General features: G+C 72.5%; 20 protein-coding genes. 10 read left to right on the forward strand and 10 right to left on the reverse strand.

Annotated features, from left to right (window positions below; translation table 11 throughout):
• Positions 1 to 106 precede the first annotated feature (106 nt).
• Together AB0C84_RS13345 and AB0C84_RS13350 are read right to left on the reverse strand one after the other, a co-directional pair.
• Entirely contained in the window at positions 107 to 394 is a 288-nt protein-coding gene (locus AB0C84_RS13345) for a hypothetical protein (protein ID WP_361064988.1), read from the reverse strand.
• 2 nt (positions 395 to 396) lie between these two features.
• Positions 397 to 1,782 carry a PspC domain-containing protein gene (locus tag AB0C84_RS13350; protein WP_361064991.1) on the reverse strand — a complete coding sequence of 462 codons (1,386 nt, stop codon included), beginning with the start codon at positions 1,780 to 1,782 and terminating at the stop codon, positions 397 to 399.
• A 225-nt stretch (positions 1,783 to 2,007) separates the two neighbouring features.
• On the opposite strand from AB0C84_RS13350, the gene AB0C84_RS13355 reads away from it, so the two are divergent.
• The 3 genes from AB0C84_RS13355 to AB0C84_RS13365 all read left to right on the forward strand — a co-directional run bounded on the left by AB0C84_RS13355 (position 2,008) and on the right by AB0C84_RS13365 (position 4,724).
• Entirely contained in the window at positions 2,008 to 3,150 is a 1,143-nt protein-coding gene (locus tag AB0C84_RS13355; RefSeq protein WP_361065115.1) for a PspC domain-containing protein, read from the forward strand.
• A gap of 52 nt (positions 3,151 to 3,202) precedes the next feature.
• Entirely contained in the window at positions 3,203 to 3,844 is a 642-nt protein-coding gene (locus tag AB0C84_RS13360; protein ID WP_179846021.1) for a response regulator transcription factor, read from the forward strand.
• A 127-nt stretch (positions 3,845 to 3,971) separates the two neighbouring features.
• Positions 3,972 to 4,724: a DUF4190 domain-containing protein gene (locus AB0C84_RS13365; RefSeq protein WP_361064994.1), complete on the forward strand. Its 753-nt coding sequence runs from the start codon at positions 3,972 to 3,974 to the stop codon at positions 4,722 to 4,724.
• 153 nt (positions 4,725 to 4,877) lie between these two features.
• On the opposite strand, the gene AB0C84_RS13370 is transcribed toward AB0C84_RS13365, so the two are convergent.
• The 4 genes from AB0C84_RS13370 to AB0C84_RS13385 form a co-directional block, all read right to left on the reverse strand.
• Entirely contained in the window at positions 4,878 to 5,768 is an 891-nt protein-coding gene (locus tag AB0C84_RS13370; protein ID WP_361064997.1) for a serine hydrolase, read from the reverse strand.
• A gap of 475 nt (positions 5,769 to 6,243) precedes the next feature.
• Positions 6,244 to 6,699 carry an SRPBCC family protein gene (locus AB0C84_RS13375; protein ID WP_179846024.1) on the reverse strand — a complete coding sequence of 152 codons (456 nt, stop codon included), beginning with the start codon at positions 6,697 to 6,699 and terminating at the stop codon, positions 6,244 to 6,246.
• A 173-nt stretch (positions 6,700 to 6,872) separates the two neighbouring features.
• The gene (locus AB0C84_RS13380) at positions 6,873 to 7,556 is read right to left on the reverse strand and encodes a PIG-L deacetylase family protein (RefSeq protein ID WP_246397189.1); all 684 of its coding nucleotides are present in this window, start codon (positions 7,554 to 7,556) and stop codon (positions 6,873 to 6,875) included.
• 174 nt (positions 7,557 to 7,730) lie between these two features.
• Complete coding sequence (locus tag AB0C84_RS13385; RefSeq protein WP_361065001.1) at positions 7,731 to 8,684, reverse strand: nucleoside hydrolase; 954 nt, start codon at positions 8,682 to 8,684, stop codon at positions 7,731 to 7,733.
• A gap of 102 nt (positions 8,685 to 8,786) precedes the next feature.
• On the opposite strand from AB0C84_RS13385, the gene dhaK reads away from it, so the two are divergent.
• Genes dhaK through dhaM form a run of 3 tightly spaced genes read left to right on the forward strand, consistent with a single transcriptional unit; the run spans position 8,787 to position 10,835 of the window.
• Complete coding sequence (gene dhaK / locus AB0C84_RS13390) at positions 8,787 to 9,782, forward strand: dihydroxyacetone kinase subunit DhaK (protein WP_179846026.1); 996 nt, start codon at positions 8,787 to 8,789, stop codon at positions 9,780 to 9,782.
• Positions 9,779 to 10,447 (forward strand): dihydroxyacetone kinase subunit DhaL, encoded by a 669-nt coding sequence (gene dhaL, locus AB0C84_RS13395; protein WP_361065004.1) that lies wholly within the window; start codon positions 9,779 to 9,781, stop codon positions 10,445 to 10,447. The genes dhaK and dhaL overlap by 4 nt, the downstream gene beginning before the upstream one ends.
• Position 10,448: 1 nt before the next feature.
• Positions 10,449 to 10,835 (forward strand): dihydroxyacetone kinase phosphoryl donor subunit DhaM, encoded by a 387-nt coding sequence (gene dhaM, locus AB0C84_RS13400; protein ID WP_258943857.1) that lies wholly within the window; start codon positions 10,449 to 10,451, stop codon positions 10,833 to 10,835.
• Positions 10,836 to 10,849: 14 nt separating this feature from the next.
• Here the strand turns inward: dhaM and AB0C84_RS13405 are convergent, their stop codons facing one another.
• Together AB0C84_RS13405 and AB0C84_RS13410 are read right to left on the reverse strand one after the other, a co-directional pair.
• A complete protein-coding gene (locus tag AB0C84_RS13405; protein ID WP_179846028.1) occupies positions 10,850 to 11,170 on the reverse strand; it encodes a protealysin inhibitor emfourin in 321 nt (106 codons plus the stop codon).
• 113 nt (positions 11,171 to 11,283) lie between these two features.
• Complete coding sequence (locus tag AB0C84_RS13410) at positions 11,284 to 12,729, reverse strand: hypothetical protein (protein WP_361065009.1); 1,446 nt, start codon at positions 12,727 to 12,729, stop codon at positions 11,284 to 11,286.
• A gap of 349 nt (positions 12,730 to 13,078) precedes the next feature.
• Between AB0C84_RS13410 and pcrA the strand changes: the two genes are divergently transcribed.
• Positions 13,079 to 15,334, forward strand: a complete 2,256-nt coding sequence (gene pcrA / locus AB0C84_RS13415; RefSeq protein ID WP_361065012.1) for a DNA helicase PcrA — start codon at positions 13,079 to 13,081, stop codon at positions 15,332 to 15,334.
• Between the two features lie 70 nt (positions 15,335 to 15,404).
• On the opposite strand, the gene AB0C84_RS13420 is transcribed toward pcrA, so the two are convergent.
• Positions 15,405 to 16,370: a WYL domain-containing protein gene (locus AB0C84_RS13420; RefSeq protein ID WP_361065015.1), complete on the reverse strand. Its 966-nt coding sequence runs from the start codon at positions 16,368 to 16,370 to the stop codon at positions 15,405 to 15,407.
• Between the two features lie 62 nt (positions 16,371 to 16,432).
• Here AB0C84_RS13420 and AB0C84_RS13425 point away from each other — a divergent pair, with 62 nt between their 5' ends.
• Together AB0C84_RS13425 and AB0C84_RS13430 are read left to right on the forward strand one after the other, a co-directional pair.
• Positions 16,433 to 17,608 carry an epoxide hydrolase gene (locus AB0C84_RS13425; RefSeq protein ID WP_361065018.1) on the forward strand — a complete coding sequence of 392 codons (1,176 nt, stop codon included), beginning with the start codon at positions 16,433 to 16,435 and terminating at the stop codon, positions 17,606 to 17,608.
• A 68-nt stretch (positions 17,609 to 17,676) separates the two neighbouring features.
• The gene (locus tag AB0C84_RS13430) at positions 17,677 to 18,297 is read left to right on the forward strand and encodes a dihydrofolate reductase family protein (RefSeq protein WP_339155444.1); all 621 of its coding nucleotides are present in this window, start codon (positions 17,677 to 17,679) and stop codon (positions 18,295 to 18,297) included.
• Here the strand turns inward: AB0C84_RS13430 and AB0C84_RS13435 are convergent.
• Positions 18,294 to 19,259 (reverse strand): helix-turn-helix domain-containing protein, encoded by a 966-nt coding sequence (locus AB0C84_RS13435; protein ID WP_361065021.1) that lies wholly within the window; start codon positions 19,257 to 19,259, stop codon positions 18,294 to 18,296. The two genes, AB0C84_RS13430 and AB0C84_RS13435, sit on opposite strands and share 4 nt — an antisense overlap.
• A gap of 70 nt (positions 19,260 to 19,329) precedes the next feature.
• On the opposite strand from AB0C84_RS13435, the gene AB0C84_RS13440 reads away from it, so the two are divergent.
• Entirely contained in the window at positions 19,330 to 19,662 is a 333-nt protein-coding gene (locus AB0C84_RS13440) for a cupin domain-containing protein (protein WP_361065024.1), read from the forward strand.
• Positions 19,663 to 19,674 lie beyond the last annotated feature (12 nt).

The following is a 19,674-nucleotide window of genomic DNA, read 5'->3' on the forward strand; positions in this document are numbered from 1 at the left end:
CGATCCGTCACCTGCCGTCGAGGTCACATTACTTGGCGTTCCCCGCGCGGAGGGAAGCCCCGGGCCGTGCGGCGCGGGTCACAGCGGGCCCGCGGGGACCGCTGCGTCAGCGCAGGTTGCGGCGTCGCGAGCGGGTCAGGACCCGGACGGTCCCGACGAGCCCGAGACCGATCAGCACGACCGGGACCATCGCCGCGACGGGCAGGACGTCCCCGTCCGTCAGGCCGTCGGCGAGGAACAGGCCGGCCAGGAGGAGGAAGAACAGCCCCGTCACGGGCCCCGCCGGATCGAACCGGAACCGCTTCTCGCCCGCCGCCTTCTTACCGGCCATCTTCCCGCCCGCCCTCACTCGCTCGAACCGTCTCGTCGCGTTCCGTCCCACGGGCCTGCCCACGCTCAGACACGGTGCACGTCCACGTCTCCGAGCTTCCCGCGGATCCGCAGGACGATCACCGGCGGGTTCGCGGCGGCCGCGCCCTCCGGCTCCAGGGTCCGCACGACCCTGGCGGCGGGCCCGCTCGTCGTCCGGTGGTCGACGCGCACGTCGCCGAGCCCGATCCGCGCGTCCACCAGCACGCGGGCGGTGGGCGGCACCGTGACCTGCAGCCCCCCGACGCCGACCTCGGCGTTGATCGTGACCCGCTGTCCGGCCGCGATCGGCAGGGCGGTGAGGTCGAGGTCGCCCTGGCCGACGCCCACCTTGAACACCCGGCCGATCTGCGAGGTGTCGGTGGGCCGCCAGTCGATCTCCCCGTACTCGGCGTTGCGCGGGACGTCGCCCGCGACCGCGGTGGTCAGCATGGCGAGGGTGAGCAGGGTCCCGGCCGCCGCGAGGCCGCGCGTCCGGAACCAGCCGCCGACGACGAGGCCGAGCCCGAGGACGGCGAGCGCGGGCGCCATGACGATCAGCCAGGAGTCCGGGGCGGGGTAGGACCGGGCCACCGGGATCAGCGCCGCGCCGGCGCCCATGGCCGCGAGCAGCGTGATCGCCGCCACCGGCGACGTCCCGCCGCCGCACCCCTCCCGGGCGGGCGCCGCGGACGCGGTGCCCGAGGGCGCCGCGGCGCCGGGCGCGTCCGTCCAGGCGGCCGAGTACGCGGCGAGATCGATCATGCCTTCGGGCAGCCCGCCCGCCCCCGGCCGGGACGGGCCGCCGTCGTCGAGGGGCCCGCCGGCGCGCGCGTCCTTGCCGAGGGAGACGCCCGCGGTGGACGCGGTCTCCGCCGACGTCCACGTCGCGGCGGGCTCCGGGGCGTGCCCGGTGATCCGTTCGGGGACGGTCCGCGCCACGGACACGAGGTCCACGCCCCGCGAGTGCGCGACCGCCAGCACCAGACCGAACACCACCAGCGGCGCGACGGCGTCGGTGGGGACCCCGCCGAACAGGCTGAACGCGACGCCCACGCACAGCAGCGCGCCGAGGATCGTCAGGACGGCCTGCCCGTCGAACCACCGCTTGAGCCACTGCTCGGCGAGCGAGGACTCTCCCGGGCTCGCCGGCATCAGCAGCGCCGCCACGATGTAGAGGAAGATCCCCTGCCCGTGCGCGAGGGCGAGGACCGCGAACCCGACGCGGAACACGACCGGGTCGATGCCGGTGTAGCGGGCGAGGCCCGTGCACACGCCGGCGAGCACCTTCCGCTCGGAATCCCGCGCGAGCCGCCGGTAGCCGCCCGCCGCCCGCTCGCCGGGGCCGTGCCCGCCGAGGTCGTGCTCGCCGGCGGCGGGCCCGTCGCCGGTGCTCCCGCGCAGGTCCTCGTTCCGGTCCTCTTTCTCGCCCATGCCAGCCATGGTCGCCTGTCGCGCGTGGCGCGCGGTATAGGGGACGTCCCTGATTCCGACCCTGAGACCGGTCCGGGGTGGGTCCCTGATGCGAATCATGTCCGGGCGTGTGACGATCGATGACGTGGGAGAACCTAGGGAAGGGCGGCGGTGAGCCAGGAGACGGCGGGACGGGCCGCGCCGCCACCGGGACCGGTGGGCGCGACGTCCCTCGGGCCCGCCCGGCTGGAACGGGCCGCCGAGGGGCGGCTGGTCGCCGGGGTGTGCCGGGGCCTCGCCGTGCACCTCGGCGTGGACGTGTTCCTCGTGCGAGGCGCATGCGTCCTGCTCACGATGGCGAGCGGGCTCGGCGTCGCCGCCTATGCCGCGTTCTGGATCCTCGTCCCCGCCCGGGAGAGGACCCCGGCCGAGAAGGCCGGGCGGCGGCGCGGCCGGGACTGGGGCCAGCTTCTCGCCTACGCGACCGTCGCGTTCGGGCTCGCGACACTGCCGTGGGGCGCGGCGGGGGTCGTCCGGTGGGCGCTGTGGCCGTTCGTCGTCGGCGGCGTCGGCGCCGCGATCCTGTGGCAGCAGGCCGACCGTGACCAGCGGCAGCGCTGGACGCTGCCGCTGCGCGAGCGGTGGCTGCGCAGCCTGCTCGGCCTGCTCCTCGTCGTCGGCGGCATCGGCGGTTTCGTGGCGCAGAAGGTGGAGGCCGACCAGGCGCGCTCCGTCGTGATCGCCATGCTGATCATCCTCACCGGCGTCGCGGTGATCGTGACGCCGTGGGTCGTGCGGCTCTGGCAGGACCTCGACGCCGAGCGGCACGAGCGCATCCGGTCCCAGGAGCGCGCCGAGCTGGCCGCGCACATCCACGACTCGGTGCTGCACACGCTGACCCTCATCCAGCGGAACGCGCACGACACCCGCGAGGTGCAGCGGCTCGCCCGCTCCCAGGAGCGGACGCTGCGGTCCTGGCTCTACCAGCCGCGCGCCGATCCCGACCAGACGTTCGCCGCCGCGATCAGGGAGGCGGCCGGCGAGGTCGAGGACGACCACAACGTCCCGATCGAGGTCGTCTGCGTGGGCGACACGGCGCTGGACGAGCGGCTCGGCTCCGCGCTGCAGGCCGCGCGGGAGGCGATGGTGAACGCCGCCAAGTACGCCGAGGCGCCGTCGGTGTCGGTGTACGCGGAGGTGGAGGGCGACGAGATCGCGATCTTCGTCCGCGACCGGGGCAAGGGATTCGTTCTCGACCAGGTCCCGGAGGACCGGATGGGCGTGCGAGGGTCCATCATCGGACGTATGGAGCGCAACGGCGGCAAGGCCACCGTCCGCACCGCGCCGGGCGAGGGCACCGAAGTCCGCCTGGAGATCAAGAAGTCGTAGCGCGGCTTCCCGGGGGACGACCCGGGGGGCGGGACATGGGCGGGACGTTGACATGAGCGAGGCGTTGAAGAGGGTCGTGCTGGTCGACGACCACCAGATGTTCCGGACCGGCGTGAAGGCGGAGCTGGGCGGCGGCGTCGAGATCGTCGGGGAGGCCGGCGACGTCGACGAGGCGGTCGCGGTGATCCGCGGGACGGCGCCGGACGTGGTGCTGCTGGACGTCCACCTGCCCGGCGGCGGCGGGATCGAGGTGCTGCGGCGGCTGCACGGCGCCGTCTCGTCCAAGTTCCTCGCGCTGTCGGTGTCGGACGCGGCGGAGGACGTGATCGGCGTGGTCCGGGGCGGGGCGCGCGGCTACGTCACCAAGACGATCTCCGGGCCCGAGCTGACGGACGCGATCGGCCGGGTCGCCGACGGGGACGCGGTGTTCTCGCCGCGCCTCGCCGGGTTCGTCCTGGACGCGTTCGCCGCCACGGACGCCCCGGCGGTCGACCCGGAGCTGGACCAGATCACCCAGCGGGAGCGCGACGTGCTGCGGCTGATCGCGCGCGGCTACGCCTACAAGGAGATCGCCAAGGAGCTGTTCATCTCGGTGAAGACGGTGGAGACGCACGTGAGCAGCGTCCTGCGGAAACTCCAGCTGTCGAACCGGCACGAGCTGTCGCGCTGGGCCGCCGCCCGCCGCCTCGTCTAGCGAGCGATCTTCTTTCCCTGGCGGGGCCTGGAGTAAACGTTTTCACTACAGTCGTGAGCGAATCGTAATCCGCGGTGGCCGTGCCTCATGATCACGGCCGCCCTCCGGTGTGGAACAGTCGCTCGTCATGACCTATCCCCCACCCGGGCCCGGGCAGCCGGGCCCCCAGGCCCCCTATCCGCCCCCGCCCCCGCCGATGCCGGGCGACCACGGTCCCGGCTCCCCGTACGGATCCGGCGCCGAGAAGACCAACGGGCTGGCGATCGCCGCGTTCGTGACCGGCCTCCTCGGATGCCTCGGTGTCGTCGGCCTCGTCCTCGGAGCCGTCGCCCTCAGCCAGATCTCCAAGAAGGGCGGCAAGGGCCGCGGCCTCGCGATCGCCGGGATCGTGCTGTCCTGCCTGTGGATCGTGGGCGGCATCGCCGCCTTCGCGCTGAGCGGTGACGGCTCGTCCGGCGGCGCCGGGGCGACCCCCAAGGTCACCCAGACCAAGCCCAAGGAGGTGGACGCCAAGAAGATGAAGGTCGGTGACTGCATCAACGACAACTCGGGCGCCACCAGCACCGCGACCGAGGAGCCGGTCGAGGTGGAGAGCGTCAAGATCGTCCCCTGTGCGGGGCCGCACGACGGCGAGGTGACGGCCGTCTTCCGGCTGAAGGGGTTCGTGATACCGCCCGAGGCGCGGCTCCAGCAGCTCGCCTCGAACGGCTGCAAGCTCCGCACGCAGGCCCGGATCAACCGCGACCCGGCCGCGCGGGGCATCGCGAACTCCTACTACTACCCGACGGCCGACTCGTGGAAGTCCGGCGACCGCGTCGTGACCTGCGTCGCCGTGGCCGCCGCCGACGGCAAGAAGCTCACCCGGCCCCTGCACCGCTGACGTTCCCGGCGTACGCTGGGCGGCCGGCCCGCCGCCCGGTCCGGAGCCACGGCTCCCCGGTCCTCCCGATTTCTTGCGCCCGCCTCTTCGCGCACCGGTTTCTCCGAGCCAGAGGCCCTCTCCAGGCGCCCTTCCCGAACCCGCTCGCGGCCGTCACGCGCGCAATCCGTCGACGACCATGTCGGCGACGTGTTCGACGGTGGACACCCCGGTCTCCATCGTCGGGTTGCCTGCGCTGCACACCGCGATGAGGAAGTCGTGGTCGTGCCCGCTGACGCGGCCGATGCTGTTGATCGACCAGCCGTGCCCCTGGAAGCGGAGCGGCACCCACCCGTTCTTCAGCGCCACCCTCTCTCCCGGACGCGCCGCCGCGCTGACGCCCCACGCCTGCTCGTCCAGCACGGAACCCATCAGGCCGAGGACGTACCGGCGGCCGCGCGCCTTCAACGGGCCGCCGTCCGACACCAGGTTCGTCAGCAGGCGCACCTGGTCGCTCGGGCTCGTGAGGGACGACCCCCACGAGGTGGGGAACGGCTTGGTGTGCCTCAACCCGAAGGCCCTGTTCGCCTCGGCGACACCGGGGCCGTACCCGGCCCTGGAGTACAGGGCGCTCGCCGCCGCGTTGTCGCTTTCCCGGATCATCGTCCCGGCCAGCGCCCGCTCCGCGCCGGTCAGCCCCCGGCCGTCGCGCTGCCGCTGCAGAAGGAGGCTCGCCAGGATGTCGACCTTCATGATGCTGGCGGTGACGAACCGGCCGTCCGCGTTCTCGCCGAACGACCTCCCCGTCCGCAGGTCCGTCACCATCACCCCCGCCCTCCCCGGACGTTTCCCGAGATAGGTGCGCACGGAGCGGCGCAGCGCCCCGGAGTCGAACGGGCGGAGCGCCAGCCGGACCGTGGACACCTCCCGCCCCGCCGCCGCGGACTCTCCGGCTCTCGCGACGACCACGCCCGCGCGCGGCTCCCCGTCCGCCTTGAACCAGTAGGCGGCCGAACCCGCCCCGGTGCCCGCCACGAGAGCGAGCACGATGAGATGACGCCGCATCGATTCCCCCGAATGTCATGCGACCGAAACCAACGTCCAAATCGACATAAAGCGCCTAAAACAGCACAATGGCCACCCGGGTCATGCAGGCCGTCGCCCACCACCCGGCCGGCGTTCACCACCGGGCGGGCGTCCGATGAGCCGAAGGCCCCGCGTGACCTACTGGCCGTGCATGACCCGTTGGTCGTGCATGTGCACTGCCTTGTGGGCGTACGCGTCCCCCTGGGCGGCGTGGATGCCCAGGTACGGGCGGGGCACTAGAGCCCGTCTCGAAGCGGCCTTGGCCACGCACGCGAACGCGTGACCTGCCCGGTGGAGCGAAGCCGGAGGCGAGCGGAACCGGGCAGATCGCGAAGCGATGCCGCGTTCGCCCAGGCCTGGTCACGTAGCGAGCCGCTAGGCGAGCGAAGTGGGCCGGGACGTGGAAACACAGCCGCTAGGCGAGCTACGTGGGCCGGGACTTCGAAAACACCGCCTAGAGGGCGCCCGGCAGGCGGGCCGGGCAGCCCGGCTCGCAGCGCTCGGAGTGCCGCGCCACGCGGTGCGCGTAGGCGTCGAGACGGCGGCGCAGGACGGCGCTCGTGAGCGGACCGGTGCCAGGGAAGCCGTCCACCTCGCCGCGCCAGCGGATCAGCGTGCCCGCGAAGTGCGGCTCCAGCGTGATGTCCGCGCGAAGGCGCCGCTCAGGATGGCCGGCCAGCGCGATGTACCCGTAGTGCCGCGGCGGATCCCAGGCCACGACCTCCTCGCGCCACGACCGGACGTACCGGACGGCGCCGAGCCCGTTCGGGTGCTCCTGACCGGCGGACTCCCGCCGCACCCTGGTCCAGAAACCGCCCCACTCGTCCCAGGCCTCAGGCACGCACAGGTGCTTGAAGATCACCTCAGGCGCGGCGGCGGATGTGGCGGTGGCCTCGATCTCACGCGGCATGACGACCCCCCGAGTTCTGTCACAAGGGGTACATGCCCGCTCGGAGGCTGATTACGGCTTGTAAGAGGTTGTATTTGCTAAGTGACCGAGACTTGAGCGGCCTGACCGCTTCGGTGAGCCTTTGGGAGGGCGCCGCATTGCCCGGCGCGGCGGGCCTTCGCGCGGGTCGAGGCTCAGGCGGTGTCGATGACCTGGAACGACTCGGCAAGGTGTCCTTCGGGCAGCCCCGCGGCGGCGGCGTTGCTTCCGAGCCAGCCGCGCAGCATCTCCGGCAGGCCGTCCCCCATGTGCCCGGTCTGGCTGGCGTGCGCCCGCAGCGCGTTCACCTTCCGGTCGAACTGGTCGGTGATGTCCACGTAGTGGTCGGCGACGGGGCCGCCGGACAGCCACACCTCGCGCGCCGTCCACGCCTCCAGCCCCTCGTCGGAGAGCAGCTCCGGGAACGCGTAGGGGTTGCGGGCGTCGGGGTAGACGGCGTCGAGCGCGGCCGCCCCGACCGCGCGGTGGTCGGGGTGGCTCGGGTAGATCCGCTCGTAGTTGCGCTCCGGGCTCGGCATCAGCACCCGGTCCGGGCGCACCTGCCGGATCACGCGGGAGATGTCGCGGCGCAGGTCGAAGCTCACCTCGACCCGCCCGTCCGGGTAGCCGAGGAACCGGACGTCGCTCACCCCGACGCACTTGGCCGCCGCGCGCTGCTCCTCGCGGCGCAGCGCGGCCATCTCCTCGCGGGTGACGCCGTCGTCGAAGCCGCCCGCGTCGCCGTCGGTGACCATGAGGTAGACGACCTCGATGCCGCGGTCCGTCCAGCCCGCGACCGTCCCCGCCGCGCCGAAGTCGACGTCGTCGGGGTGCGCCATCACGGCGAGGATCCGCTGCAGCTCGCTGTCGTCCAGAACGTTGGTCACATCTTCAACAATAAGGTCGGCCAACGGTTCCGGCATACCCGGATATCGCTGCTTTCAGCGAACGTTCCGGGTGCGCCGGGTGGCCCGCGCGTCGGCACCGGAAGGCCGGCGGGACGTACGCCCTGCTCAGAACGCCATGAGGGCCGACAGCAGGCGCTCCTGGAACTTCGCCACGTTGCTGCTCACGGCCACCTTCACCGGACGGCGGGCGTCGTCGGCGGGCAGCGAGCGGGCGTCCCACACGGTCGTGCCCCGCGTCAGCTCGCCCCGCAGCTCCACCCGTACCGGACGATGGGCGTACTTTCCGAGCTCCGGGTCGACGATCAGCATCGCGGCGAGGGCGTCGTGGATGACGGCGCCCCGGCGCTTCAGGGTGGGCGTGTAGGCGTCCGCGTAGAACTCCAGGATGTCCGCGGCGAACCGGGAGACCGGGGTGCCGTGCGCGGCCAGCCGGTCCAGCCAGTCGTCGTGGACGGCGGTCGGGTGGGTGGCGTCCAGCGGCACCAGGACGATCGGCCAGTCCGCCGCGAACACCAGGTCGGCGGCCTCGGGGTCGTGCCAGATGTTCGCCTCGGCGTGCGTGGTGATGTTGCCGGGGTGGTCGAACGCGCCGCCCATCACCACGACCTCGCGGATCAGCGACGGCAGCTCGCCGTCCAGCAGCAGCGCCGCGCCGAGGTTGGTCAGCGGGCCGGTCGCGAGCAGGGTCAGCTCGCCGGGCGTCGCGCGGGCCAGCCGGACGATCTGCGCGGCGGCGGGCTCGGCGGTCGGGCGTCCCGCGGGCTCGGGGAGACGGGTGTCGCCGAGACCGTCGGTGCCGTGCCAGTCCACCGCGTAGTGCACGTCCTGCGCCATCGGGCGGGCGGCGCCGACCGCGACCGGCACCACCGGGCCGCCCGCGGCCTCCAGGACGCGCAGCGTGTTCAGCGCCCCGGTCATCGGGTCGATGTTGCCGTGGACGGTGCCGACCGCCGCCAGCTCGGCCTCGCCCGCCTGGACCAGCGAGGCCAGGTAGAGCAGCGTCATCGCGTCGTCGATGCCGGTGTCGCAGTCGTAGAGGATCTTCGGTGGCTTCGTCACGGAGGCAACCTACGCGCACGCGGACCGTCCGGGCACCCCCCGGAATCTCATGATCGGCGATTGGGCCTGGGACGGGGCTCCTCGCCGGGGTAGAGCTGAGACATGCGCAAACTCATCAACGCCCCGGCGGACGTGGTGTCCGACGCCCTGCGCGGAATGGCCGCCGCGCACCCGTCGCTGAAGGTCGACCCCGCGAACGGGACCGTCATACGGGGGGACGCCCCCCGTACCGGCAAGGTCGCCCTGGTCTCGGGCGGCGGATCCGGCCACGAGCCGCTGCACGCCGGATTCGTCGGCCACGGGATGCTGGACGCGGCCTGCTGCGGCGAGGTCTTCACCTCGCCCGTCCCCGACCAGATCATCGCCGCGACGATGGCGGTGGACGGCGGAGCCGGTGTCCTGCACCTGGTGAAGAACTACACCGGCGACGTCATGAACTTCCAGATGGCCGCCGAGCTCGCCGAGGACGAGGACATCGAGGTCGTGTCCGTCGTCGTCGACGACGACGTCGCGGTGGAGGACAGCACGTTCACCGCCGGGCGGCGCGGCACCGGCGCCACGCTGTTCGCCGAGAAGATCGCCGGGGCGCTCGCCGAGGAGGGCGCGCCCCTCGCGGACGTGGCGGCCGCGGCCCGGGAGGTGAACGAGCGCAGCCGCTCGTTCGGCGTGGCGCTGTCGTCCTGCACGGTCCCGGCGGCGGGGACGCCGACGTTCGAGCTGGGCGAGGACGAGATGGAGCTCGGCATCGGCATCCACGGCGAGCCCGGCCGCGAACGCGTCCGGGTCGGCACCGCCGAGCAGATCGTGGACGCCGCGCTCAGCGCGATCGACGCGGACATGCCACTGTCGGGTTCGGAGGTGCTCGTGCTGGTCAACGGCATGGGCGGCACCCCGCTGATCGAGCAGTACGTCGCCTACGCGGCGGCGGCGCGGTGGCTGGAGGGGCACGGCGCGACCGTCGTCCGCAGCCTGGTCGGGCCGTACGTGACCAGCCTGGAGATGGCGGGCTGCATGATCAGCGTGTGCCGGGTGACGCCCGAGCTGACCCGCCTGTGGGACGCGCCCGTCGAGACGCCGGGGCTGCGGTGGGGCCGATGAGCGCGGGTTCGACGGACACCGGTTCGACGGGTACCGGTTCGATGGACGCGGGGGACTTCGCGGCCTGGATCAGGAGGACGGCCGGGCGGGTGTCCGCCGACGCCGAGCGGCTGACCCGGCTGGACGCGGCGATCGGCGACGGCGACCACGGCCTCAACCTCGACCGGGGTTTCCGCGCGGCCGTGGAGGCGCTCCCCGAGGACGTCCCGCCGGGCAAGGTGCTGATCGCCGCCGGCCGGGCCATCGTGTCGAAGACCGGCGGCGCGTCCGGCCCCCTCTACGGGACGGTGCTGCGCAGAGCGGGCAAGTCCTTCGGCGACGCCGCCGGCGTGGACGCCGCCGCGCTCGGCGCCGCGCTCAGGGCCGCCCTTGAGGGCGTCCAGGATCTCGGGAAGGCCGCCGAGGGCGACAAGACGATGGTCGACGCGCTGGCTCCGGCCGTCGCGGCGTACGAGGCGGCCCTGGCGGGCGGCTCCGACCTCGCCGGATGCGCGCGCGCCGCCGCCGAGGCGGCTTCGAAGGGCGCCGACGGCACCGTTCCGATGCGGGCGCGCAAGGGCCGGGCGAGCTACCTGGGCGAGCGCAGCGAGGGGCACATGGACCCCGGCGCCTCGTCCACCGCCCTGCTGCTCGAAGCCCTCGCCGACACCGCGGGGGAGGGGTGACATGGTCGGGATCGTCATCATCTCCCACAGCCGGACGCTCGCCGAAGGCGTCGCCGAGGTCGCCCGCGCGATGGGCGTCGGCAAGGCCGTCGTCGAACCCGCCGGCGGCGACTCCGAGGGCCGCCTCGGGACGAGCATCGACCTCGTCGAGCAGGCGGTGGCCGCGGCGGACGGCGGCGACGGGGTCGTGCTGCTCGCCGACCTCGGCAGCTCCGTGCTGACCGCCAAGATGCTCATCGAGGACGCCGAAGGAGACGACGTGGTGCTCGCGGACGCCCCGCTGGTCGAGGGCGCGGTCGCCGCCGCGTCCATGGCGGCGACCGGCGCGGACCTCGCCGCCGTCCACGCCGCGGCCGAATCCGCCCGCGACCACCGCAAGACGAGCTGATCCCCGGGGTGCGGTCAGGGGGTGGCGTCGGGGCCTTCGAGGAGGGTGCCCAGGACGGACGCGACCCCCGCGGTCGGGTCGCCGCGTATCTCGTAGACGCGCGGCTCGCCGGCCGCCCCGTACTCCTCCGCCCCGTCCCCGGACACCGTGATCCGGTACGCGGGCAGGTCGGCGCCGATCTCGCCGGGCTCGCCGCGGGCGTGCGCGGCGGCGAGCGCGTCCACCGCCTCGCGGACGCGTCCCGCCTGCCCGGCGGGGAGGGCCGCGGTGTCGTACCGCGCGACGACCGTGCTGTGGCCGCTGAAACCGCCGGTGCTCTCGATCGTCACGCGCATGCCCGCGCACCTCCCCGTCGACTCGCCTGCTCCCTGCTCGTTACCCGCTCGCCGCGGGTCGCCACCTCCCGAACGGTGTCACTTGCCGAACGGTGTCACTTGCCGAACGGGTGCTACTTGCCGAACGCGCTGCGCAGCTCGTCCAGCTGGGCGCGGAGGATGTCGTCGTCCTCCAGCGACCCGCCCTGGGCCAGCTTCTCCGCGGGGACGGCCTGGTACTCGGGCATCTGCATCGTCCCGCAGCAGCGCGACCTGTCCTGGGCGGCCAGCAGGCTCGCCGAGTTCTCGTCGTGCGCCTCGACCTCGGTGACGTCCTGCCCGTCCCCGGTGTACGCGGCCTCGGTCATCGCCATCTGCCCGCTCATGAGGTCGCGCAGCGGCGTCGCCGCCGTCGTGATCTCCCGGACGGCGAACCGGTTGCGGATGAACGTCCGGTAGACGGCCGGGTCGCCGCGGTTCGCCGAGGCCTGCAGCATCTTGTTCGCCACGTCCACGTAGCGGGCGTTCGTCGCGGGGGACGCGACGATCGCGTCGAACACGAGCCCGCACAGCGCGGACGCCGTCTCGATCAGCACGATCGCCGCGTCCTTCGTGCGCTGCTGCCGGCTCAGCTCGAAGGTGTACACGTCGGCGAGGATGTCGTAGATCGCGCCGGTGAACACCTGCGAGATCGCGTGCACCTCGTTGCCGACCTCGCTGAGCTTGAGGTCGTTGTCGGCGTTGCGGAGCCCGGACGGCATGCCGAGCGCCTTGCCGAACTGCTCGGCCAGGTCCGCCAGGAACGACCTGTCGTGCAGGTTCGCCTTGGTGAGCGAGACGAGGGCGTCCGCCTGGTCCGGTTGCGCCAGGGCCAGGAAGATCGCCGTGATGTCGCCGAACGACTCGTGCAGCCCGCCGGTCTGCGGCGGGGCGTCCGCCGCCAGCCAGCCGGGCTTGAGGCCGTCCAGGACGGCGTGGCCCGTCTCGTGCGCGACGATGTCAAGGGACTGGCACGTGAACAGCACGTTCGACGGTGGCTGCCCCTTCGGCGTGAAGAACAGGAATTTCAACGCCTTGGCCGTCCGCGTGTAGAACGCGTTCGCGCCCTCGCCGGCGTGCGGGAACACGGTGATGCGTTCGGTGTTGCCCCCGACGTTCCAGGCGAACGGGATCGGAACGCCGCCGTTGTGCCGCTCGTACATGGCCATCGTCTCCCGGACGACGGCGAACGCGTGCGCGCAGTCGAACTGCGGGGTTCCGGGGGTGAACACGAAGTCGCCGTTGATGTTGCGCGCGACCGGGGTGACGCCCTGCAACTCGGTCTGGACGCGCACGTCCATGGGGCCGTTCAGCACCACGGTCGGGATGAAGGTCAGACGCGCGCCCAGTTCGGTGACCGACGGGTCCTGCTTGTAGATCAGGAACCTGTGGCCGGGCTGCGCCGGAACCGGTACCGGCACCGGCCGCGGGACGGCGCGCGCGAGCGGCGGTGCCGCCGCCTGGGTCGCCCTTCCCGACCACTGCGCGGGTACCACGATCTCGGTGTCGAGCTGTGTCTGGAGTTCCTGTTGGTGGGTCATCAAAGCCACCTCCCCTGTGACAGTGCGCGAGTCCCTGATGACTCTGCGCCGCTGTGCGCGGACATGCGGGGATGCAATACGGGTCTTGCACTCCGGGTCCGGGCCGGGGGCCCGGCCGGTGTCCGCTCCATCTCCAACGTCTGCCGGGACGTGAGATCGAGTCAACCCACCGTGTCCAAATGGCGCCCCATCTGTCCACATGCTGCCGCCGGGCCCCTGATCAAGGTCACCGGGGGTATCGGCCGGGCGGAGGCGGGGGCGTCCGGGGCGCGGGCGGAGCGGGGCCGGGACACCCCGGCTCGGCCGGACGCGCCGAAAACGTCCGCGCGGCGCCGTAGACTCGCACGTGATGTCGAAGACCGAAGCTCACCCCTTGCTTGACGGCCTCAACCCGCAGCAGCGCGCCGCCGTCGTGCACTCCGGCAGCCCCCTGCTGATCGTCGCCGGCGCCGGCTCGGGCAAGACCCGGGTGCTCACCCACCGCATCGCCCACCTGCTCGGCGAGCGGGAGGTGCACCCCGGCCAGATCCTCGCGATCACCTTCACCAACAAGGCCGCCGCCGAGATGAAGGAGCGGGTGGACGCCCTCGTCGGGCCGCGCTCGCGGGCCATGTGGGTGATGACGTTCCACTCCGCGTGCGTCCGGATCCTGCGCCGCGAGGCCAGGCGCCTCGGCTTCCCCACGAGCTTCTCGATCTACGACCAGGCCGACGCGAACCGGCTGATGGCGCTCGTCTGCCGCGAGCTCGACCTCGACCCCAAGCGCTACCCGCCGAAGTCGTTCAGCGCCCAGGTCTCCAACCTGAAGAACGAGCTGATCGACTACGAGACGTTCAAGGCGCGGGCGTCCACGCACATGGAGCAGACGCTCGCCGAGGCCTACGAGATGTACCAGGCGCGGCTCCAGCAGGCCGGCGCCATGGACTTCGACGACCTGATCATGATGACGGTCAACCTGCTGCAGGTGTTCCCGGAGGCCGCCGAGCACTACCGGCGCCGCTTCCGGCACGTCCTGGTCGACGAGTACCAGGACACCAACCACGCGCAGTACGAGCTCGTCCGCGAGCTGACCGCGCCCGTGGAGGGGGTCGGGGCCGCCGAGCTGTGCGTCGTCGGCGACGCCGACCAGTCGATCTACGCGTTCCGCGGCGCGACCATCCGCAACATCCTGGAGTTCGAGCGCGACTACACCGACGCGACCACGATCCTGCTGGAGCAGAACTACCGCTCCACGCAGACGATCCTGTCCGCGGCCAACGCCGTCATCGAGCGCAACGCCGACCGCAAGCCCAAGAAGCTCTGGTCCGACCAGGGCGAGGGCCACAAGATCATCGGCTATGTGGCCGACAACGAGCACGACGAGGCCGCGTTCGTCGCCCGCGAGGTCGACCGGCTCACCGACGACGGCGAGGCCCGCCCCGGCGACGTCGCCATCTTCTACCGCACCAACGCGCAGTCCCGTGTCTTCGAAGAGGTCTTCATCCGGGTCGGGCTGCCGTACAAGGTCGTCGGCGGCGTCCGGTTCTACGAGCGCAAGGAGATCCGCGACGCGCTCGCCTACCTGCGCTGCCTCGCCAACCCCGAGGACACCGTCTCCCTGCGCCGCATCCTGAACGTCCCCAAGCGGGGCATCGGAGACCGCGCCGAGGCCTGCGTCGAGGCGTACGCGTCCCGCGAGCGCATCTCGTTCTGGCAGGCCCTCCGGACGCCCGAGGACGTCCCCGGCATGGCGACCCGCTCGCTCAACGCCGTCCGCGACTTCGTCGCCCTGCTGGACGAGCTGCGCGCCGCCGCCGAGTCGCTCGCCCCCGCCGACCTGGTCGCCGAGGTGCTGAAGGCCAGCGGCTACCTCGCCGAGCTCCAGGCGTCCAAGGACCCGCAGGACGAGACCCGCATCGAGAACCTCCAGGAGCTCGAAGCCGTCGCCCGCGAGTTCGAGGAGCGCCTCGACGGCGAGCCCGCCGAGGGTCGCCTCCCCGAGTTCCTGGAACAGGTCGCCCTGGTCGCCGACGCCGACTCCATCCCCGGGGGCGCGAAGGGCGGGCCCGTCCCGCCGGGAGAGCAGCCCGAGGAGAGCGACCACGGTGTCGTCACCCTGATGACGCTGCACACCGCGAAGGGCCTCGAATTCCCCGTCGTGTTCCTCACCGGCATGGAGGACGGCGTCTTCCCGCACCTGCGCGCCATGAGCAACCCCAAGGAGCTCGAAGAGGAGCGCCGCCTCGCCTACGTCGGCATCACGCGCGCCCGGCAGCGCCTCTACGTCTCCCGGGCCACGATGCGCAGCTCGTGGGGAGCGCCGCAGGTCAATCCGCCGTCCCGTTTCCTCGGCGAGGTTCCGAAATCCCTCGTCGAGTGGGAACGCGAGGCGTCCTCCACGTCCGGCTCCGCCATGTCGCGGATGGCGGAGCGCCCGGGGACCCGCTCGCCGGGCAACCGCCCCGTCCCGTCCCTGTCTCCAGGCGACAAGGTCACCCACGACGCCTTCGGGCTGGGCACCGTCGTCTCCGTCTACGACAAGGGCGAGAAGGCCAGCGTCGACTTCGGCGGCGACTACGGCGTCCGCACCCTGGTCCTCCGCTTCGCCACCATCGAGAAGCTCTGACCCCTCACCGCCAGCGCGGGCTTGGACGCATCGCTTCAGGGGGGGCAGTCCGACCGAGCCGTGAGGACGTCTACGGGCGGGCATCGGTCGCGCGGGTGTACCGGGCGGCGAGGATGCGCAGGCGGTCGGCGAGTTCGGGGTTCGCGGTCTCGTCGATCTGGAAGTCGGCGTCCAGCATGCCGAGGTAGACGGTGAGCATGGACGGGTCGTCGGAGCCGACCTCCACGACGCAGGTGTCGTCCCCGGCGGGTTCCACGGTGATGCCGGCGGGCACCCGAGCCGCGATCTCGGCGGCCGGCGCGTTCACCACCACCCGCGCCCTGTAGGCCCACATCGCCTGGGCGAGGCCGGAGGAGATGCGGGCCGCGACGTCCTCGTCCGGCATGTCCCGAGGCGTGAACCGGGGCCCGGCGGGCGGGCGCGGGACGATGCGGTCGACGCGGAAGGTCCGCCAGTCGTCCCGCTCCAGGTCCCAGGCCAGGAGGTACCAGCGGCGGCCGGAGGCGACGAGGCGGTGGGGTTCGGTCACGCGGTGCCCCTCCGCGCCGCCGTGCGTGCGGTAGCCGAAGCGCAGGCGTTCGTGATCGCGGCAGGCGGCGGCGAGCATGGTCAGCACGGACGCGTCCACGGACGGCCCGGAGCCGGGCAGCGCGACCGTCGTCGACGCGAGCGTGCCGATCCGGTGGCGCAGCCGCGACGGCAGGAGGCGCTCCAGCTTCGCGAGCGCGCGGACCGAGGCCTCCTCGATGCCGGAGACCGCGCCGGTCGCAGCCGTGCGGAGCCCGATCGCCACCGCGACCGCCTCCTCGTCGTCGAACAGGAGAGGCGGCAGCACGGCGGCCGTGCCGAGGCTGTAGCCACCGCCGACGCCCGGGGCCGCGTCCACCGGATATCCGAGCTCGCGCAGTCGCTCGACGTCGTTGCGGACGGTCCGGGTGGTGACGTCGAGGCGCTCCGCCAGCTCGGGCCCGGTCCAGTCGCGCCTGGCCTGGAGGAGGGACAGCAGCCGGAGCAGCCGGACCGAGGTTCGCATCATTCCTCCATGATGCCGCGAATCGCGGAACGATCTGTTCCGCATTGCCCTCTAGTGTTCACGTCATGACGAACGAGATCCGTCCCTTCCGCATCGACGTCCCGGCGGCCGAGATCGAGGGCCTGCGCGCCCGCGTCTCCGCGACGCGCTGGCCGGCGACCGCGGGACCGGACGACTGGAGCCGCGGCGTTCCCGCCGGATACCTGAGAGAACTCGCCGCGTACTGGGCCGACGGTTTCGACTGGCGTGCCGAGGAGGCGGCCCTGAACGAGATCCCGCAGTTCCGGACGGAGATCGACGGTCAGACGGTCCACTTCTTCCACGCGCGGTCGCCGGAGCCGGATGCGCTGCCGATCGTCCTCACGCACGGCTGGCCCAGCTCGCCGGTCGAGTTCATGAAGGTCGTCGGGCCGCTGACCGATCCCCGTTCCCACGGCGGCGATCCCGCCGACGCCTTCCACGTCGTCCTGCCCTCGCTGCCGGGCTACGGATTCTCCAACCCGATCGGCGAGGCGGGCTTCAACCTGTTCGGCGTCGCGCGGATGTGGGCGGAGCTGATGCGCCGCCTCGGATACGAGCGGTACGTCGCCCAGGGGACCGACGTCGGGTCGGGGGTGGCGGGCATGCTGCCCATGGTCGCCCCGGAGCGTGTCGCCGGCGTCCACCTTTCGGGGACGGGCGCGGCCCCGCCGTTCGGGCCCGCCCTTGAGCCGGATCTGTTCACCGGAGCCGATCGGGACCGGGCGCGGAAGTTCAACAGGTTCAGGGAGGAGGGGACCGGCTACCTGGCTCTCCAGTCGACCCGCCCGCAGACCCTGGCGTACTCCCTCAACGACTCGCCGGTCGGCCAGCTGGCCTGGATCGTGGAGAAGATCCACGAGTGGACGGACCCGGCGGTCGGCCTCCCCGACGCGGCGGTGGACCGGGACCAGCTCCTCGCCAACGTGAGCCTCTACTGGTTCACGGGCTCCGGGGCGTCCTCGGCGCACGCCGTCTACGAGGGCATGCAGGCGTGGAAGGCCTTCGCGGCGCAGCAGAGCGGGCCCTCGCCGAAGCCGGCTGCGCCGGTGGGGGTCGCCGTCTTCGCCGCGGACACCACGATCCGCTCTCTCATGGACCCGGACGGCGCCATCGAGCACTGGTCGGAGTACGCGCGGGGCGGCCATTTCGCCGCCATGGAGGTGCCGGAGCTTCTGGTGGAGGACGTCCGGCTCTTCAGCCGTTCCCTGCGGCGCCGATGAGTTCCGGTGGCGGCGCCGGTCTCCATTCGTGAGCACCATGGCCGACACGCTGTTCAAGGAGCCCCAGCATGCGGAAGATCACCGCAGGGTTGTTCATCTCGCTCGACGGAGTCGTCGAGGACCCGCAGGACTGGCATTTCCCGTACTTCAACGAGGAGATGGGCCAGGCCGTCGACGCCCAGATGGGGTCGGCCGACACCCTCCTGCTCGGCCGCAGGACCTACGACAGCTTCGCGGGGGCGTGGCCGGACCGCGAGAAGGCCGGCGGTGAGGACGCCGACTTCGCCAGGAAGCTCGGGGACGCCCGCAAGATCGTGGTGACCGGCCAGGACCTCGACTTCACCTGGCGCAACTCCGAACGGCTCCGGGGCGACCTCGTCGAGGCCGTGACCGCGCTGAAGAAGGAGCCGTCCACGTCGGACATCGCGATGAGCGGTTCGGTCTCGGTCGTCCGGCGGCTTCTGGAGGCGGGCCTCCTCGACGAGCTGCACCTGCTCGTCCACCCGATCGCCGTGCGCAAGGGGATGCGGCTGTTCGAGGACGCCGACGCGCCGCTGCCGTTGAAGCTCGTCTCCTCGGAGACGTTCAGAACCGGTGTGGTCCACCTCGTCTACCGCCTGGACGACGCGCCTCCGACCGGTGACTACGAGACGGCCAGGGCCGACCTTCCCCAGTCCGGCGACGCTTAGGGCGAGTCGAGCCGGCGGGGCGCGGCGCGGAAGGTGCGGCGGTAGGCGCCCGGCGTCGTGCCCAGGGTGTTGAGGAAACGCCTGCGGAGGTTGGTGGCCGAGGAGAGGCCGACGCGCCGGGCGATGGCGTCCAGGGGGAGGTCGGAGGACTCCAGCAGGTCCCGCGCCGCGGTGATCCTCCGGGTGAGCAGCCATTGCCCCGGGCTGGTGCCGAGCTGCCCGGCGAACCGGCGGGCGAGGGTGCGCGTGGAGACGCCCGCGTGCGCGGCCATGCCCTCGACGGTCACCGGTTCGCCGAGCCGCCCGGCGATCCAGTCCAGCAGCGGCGCCAGCGTGCCGTCGATCTGGACGGGGTGCGGCGGCGCCGAGTACTGCAGCTGACCGCCCTCGCGGTGGGGCGGCATGACCATGGTCCGCGCGACGTGGGCGGCGTACCGGGCGCCCTGGTCGGTGCGGAGCAGGTGCATGCACAGGTCGATGCCGGCCCCGGCTCCGGCGCTGGTGGCCACGTCGCCGTGGTCCACGTACAGCACGTCCGGGTCGACCTCGACGCGCGGGAAGGTCGCCGCGAGCTCGTCCGCCAGGGCCCAGTGGGTGGTCGCCGTGCGTCCGTCCAGCAGGCCGGCGTGGGCCAGGGCGAAGGCGCCCGAGCAGATGCTGACGACCCGGGCGCCGCGAGCGTGCGCGCGGGTCAGAGCGTGGACGACCGCGGGGGACGGCGGCCTCCCGGCGGGCAGCCAGCCCGGGACGACCACGGTGTCGGCCTCGTCGAGCGCGTCCAGCCCCTCGGACACGAGCATGTCGTACCCGGCCAGCGTCGCGACGGGGCCGGGGCTCTCCGTGCACACGCGGAAGGCGTACCTGCCCGGGAGCCCGGCCCGCTCGATCCCGAACACCTGGGCCGTGAAGCCGAGTTCGAAGGCCGATTGCGGTGGCCGCACGAGCGCCGCGACGCGATGCATGGCATGAAAGTACCGCATCATGTCATTCCTGACACTCGGCCGGACAGGGCCCGGTCGCCAGGCTTGTCCCATGACGACTGAACAGAGCGCGCCTGGCTATACGTGGTCCGCCCTTGAGGACGCCCCGGTCCGTGAACTCTTCCCGGGCATCCATCTGCGGCCGCTGTGGGAGGGGGACCACGGCGCGAAGGCCTGCGTCCTGCAGATGGACCCGAACACGTGCTGGGAAGGGATTGACGTTCACGCACCGGGGCCTGAAGAGGTGTTCGTGGTCTCCGGAACCTTCAACGACGGCGAACGGGACTACCCGGCCGGTTCGTTCCTTCACGCCCCCGCAGGGTCCTGGCACGTCCCGCAGACGACGACCGGCTGCACGCTCTTCCTCTTCTATCCGGAAGGCTGACCACGCCACGAA

Source organism: Actinomadura sp. NPDC048955 (genome assembly GCF_040649435.1).
Lineage (GTDB): Bacteria > Actinomycetota > Actinomycetes > Streptosporangiales > Streptosporangiaceae > Spirillospora > Spirillospora luteofluorescens.

Excerpts from the sequence above, each read along its gene's own strand:
- AB0C84_RS13425 (WP_361065018.1), top strand. The coding sequence starts at position 16,433 with ATGACGAACGAGATCCGTCCCTTCCGCATCGACGTCCCGGCGGCCGAG.
- AB0C84_RS13405 (WP_179846028.1), bottom strand. The coding sequence starts at position 11,170 with ATGCGCGTGACGATCGAGAGCACCGGCGGTTTCAGCGGCCACAGCACG.
- AB0C84_RS13375 (WP_179846024.1), bottom strand. The coding sequence starts at position 6,699 with ATGCCGCGTGAGATCGAGGCCACCGCCACATCCGCCGCCGCGCCTGAG.
- AB0C84_RS13430 (WP_339155444.1), top strand. The coding sequence starts at position 17,677 with ATGCGGAAGATCACCGCAGGGTTGTTCATCTCGCTCGACGGAGTCGTC.
- AB0C84_RS13410 (WP_361065009.1), bottom strand. The coding sequence starts at position 12,729 with ATGACCCACCAACAGGAACTCCAGACACAGCTCGACACCGAGATCGTG.
- AB0C84_RS13365 (WP_361064994.1), top strand. The coding sequence starts at position 3,972 with ATGACCTATCCCCCACCCGGGCCCGGGCAGCCGGGCCCCCAGGCCCCC.
- AB0C84_RS13380 (WP_246397189.1), bottom strand. The coding sequence starts at position 7,556 with ATGGCGCACCCCGACGACGTCGACTTCGGCGCGGCGGGGACGGTCGCG.
- AB0C84_RS13435 (WP_361065021.1), bottom strand. The coding sequence starts at position 19,259 with ATGCATCGCGTCGCGGCGCTCGTGCGGCCACCGCAATCGGCCTTCGAA.
- AB0C84_RS13360 (WP_179846021.1), top strand. The coding sequence starts at position 3,203 with ATGAGCGAGGCGTTGAAGAGGGTCGTGCTGGTCGACGACCACCAGATG.
- dhaK (WP_179846026.1), top strand. The coding sequence starts at position 8,787 with ATGCGCAAACTCATCAACGCCCCGGCGGACGTGGTGTCCGACGCCCTG.
- AB0C84_RS13420 (WP_361065015.1), bottom strand. The coding sequence starts at position 16,370 with ATGATGCGAACCTCGGTCCGGCTGCTCCGGCTGCTGTCCCTCCTCCAG.
- AB0C84_RS13370 (WP_361064997.1), bottom strand. The coding sequence starts at position 5,768 with ATGCGGCGTCATCTCATCGTGCTCGCTCTCGTGGCGGGCACCGGGGCG.
- AB0C84_RS13440 (WP_361065024.1), top strand. The coding sequence starts at position 19,330 with ATGACGACTGAACAGAGCGCGCCTGGCTATACGTGGTCCGCCCTTGAG.
- dhaL (WP_361065004.1), top strand. The coding sequence starts at position 9,779 with ATGAGCGCGGGTTCGACGGACACCGGTTCGACGGGTACCGGTTCGATG.
- AB0C84_RS13350 (WP_361064991.1), bottom strand. The coding sequence starts at position 1,782 with ATGGGCGAGAAAGAGGACCGGAACGAGGACCTGCGCGGGAGCACCGGC.
- pcrA (WP_361065012.1), top strand. The coding sequence starts at position 13,079 with ATGTCGAAGACCGAAGCTCACCCCTTGCTTGACGGCCTCAACCCGCAG.
- dhaM (WP_258943857.1), top strand. The coding sequence starts at position 10,449 with ATGGTCGGGATCGTCATCATCTCCCACAGCCGGACGCTCGCCGAAGGC.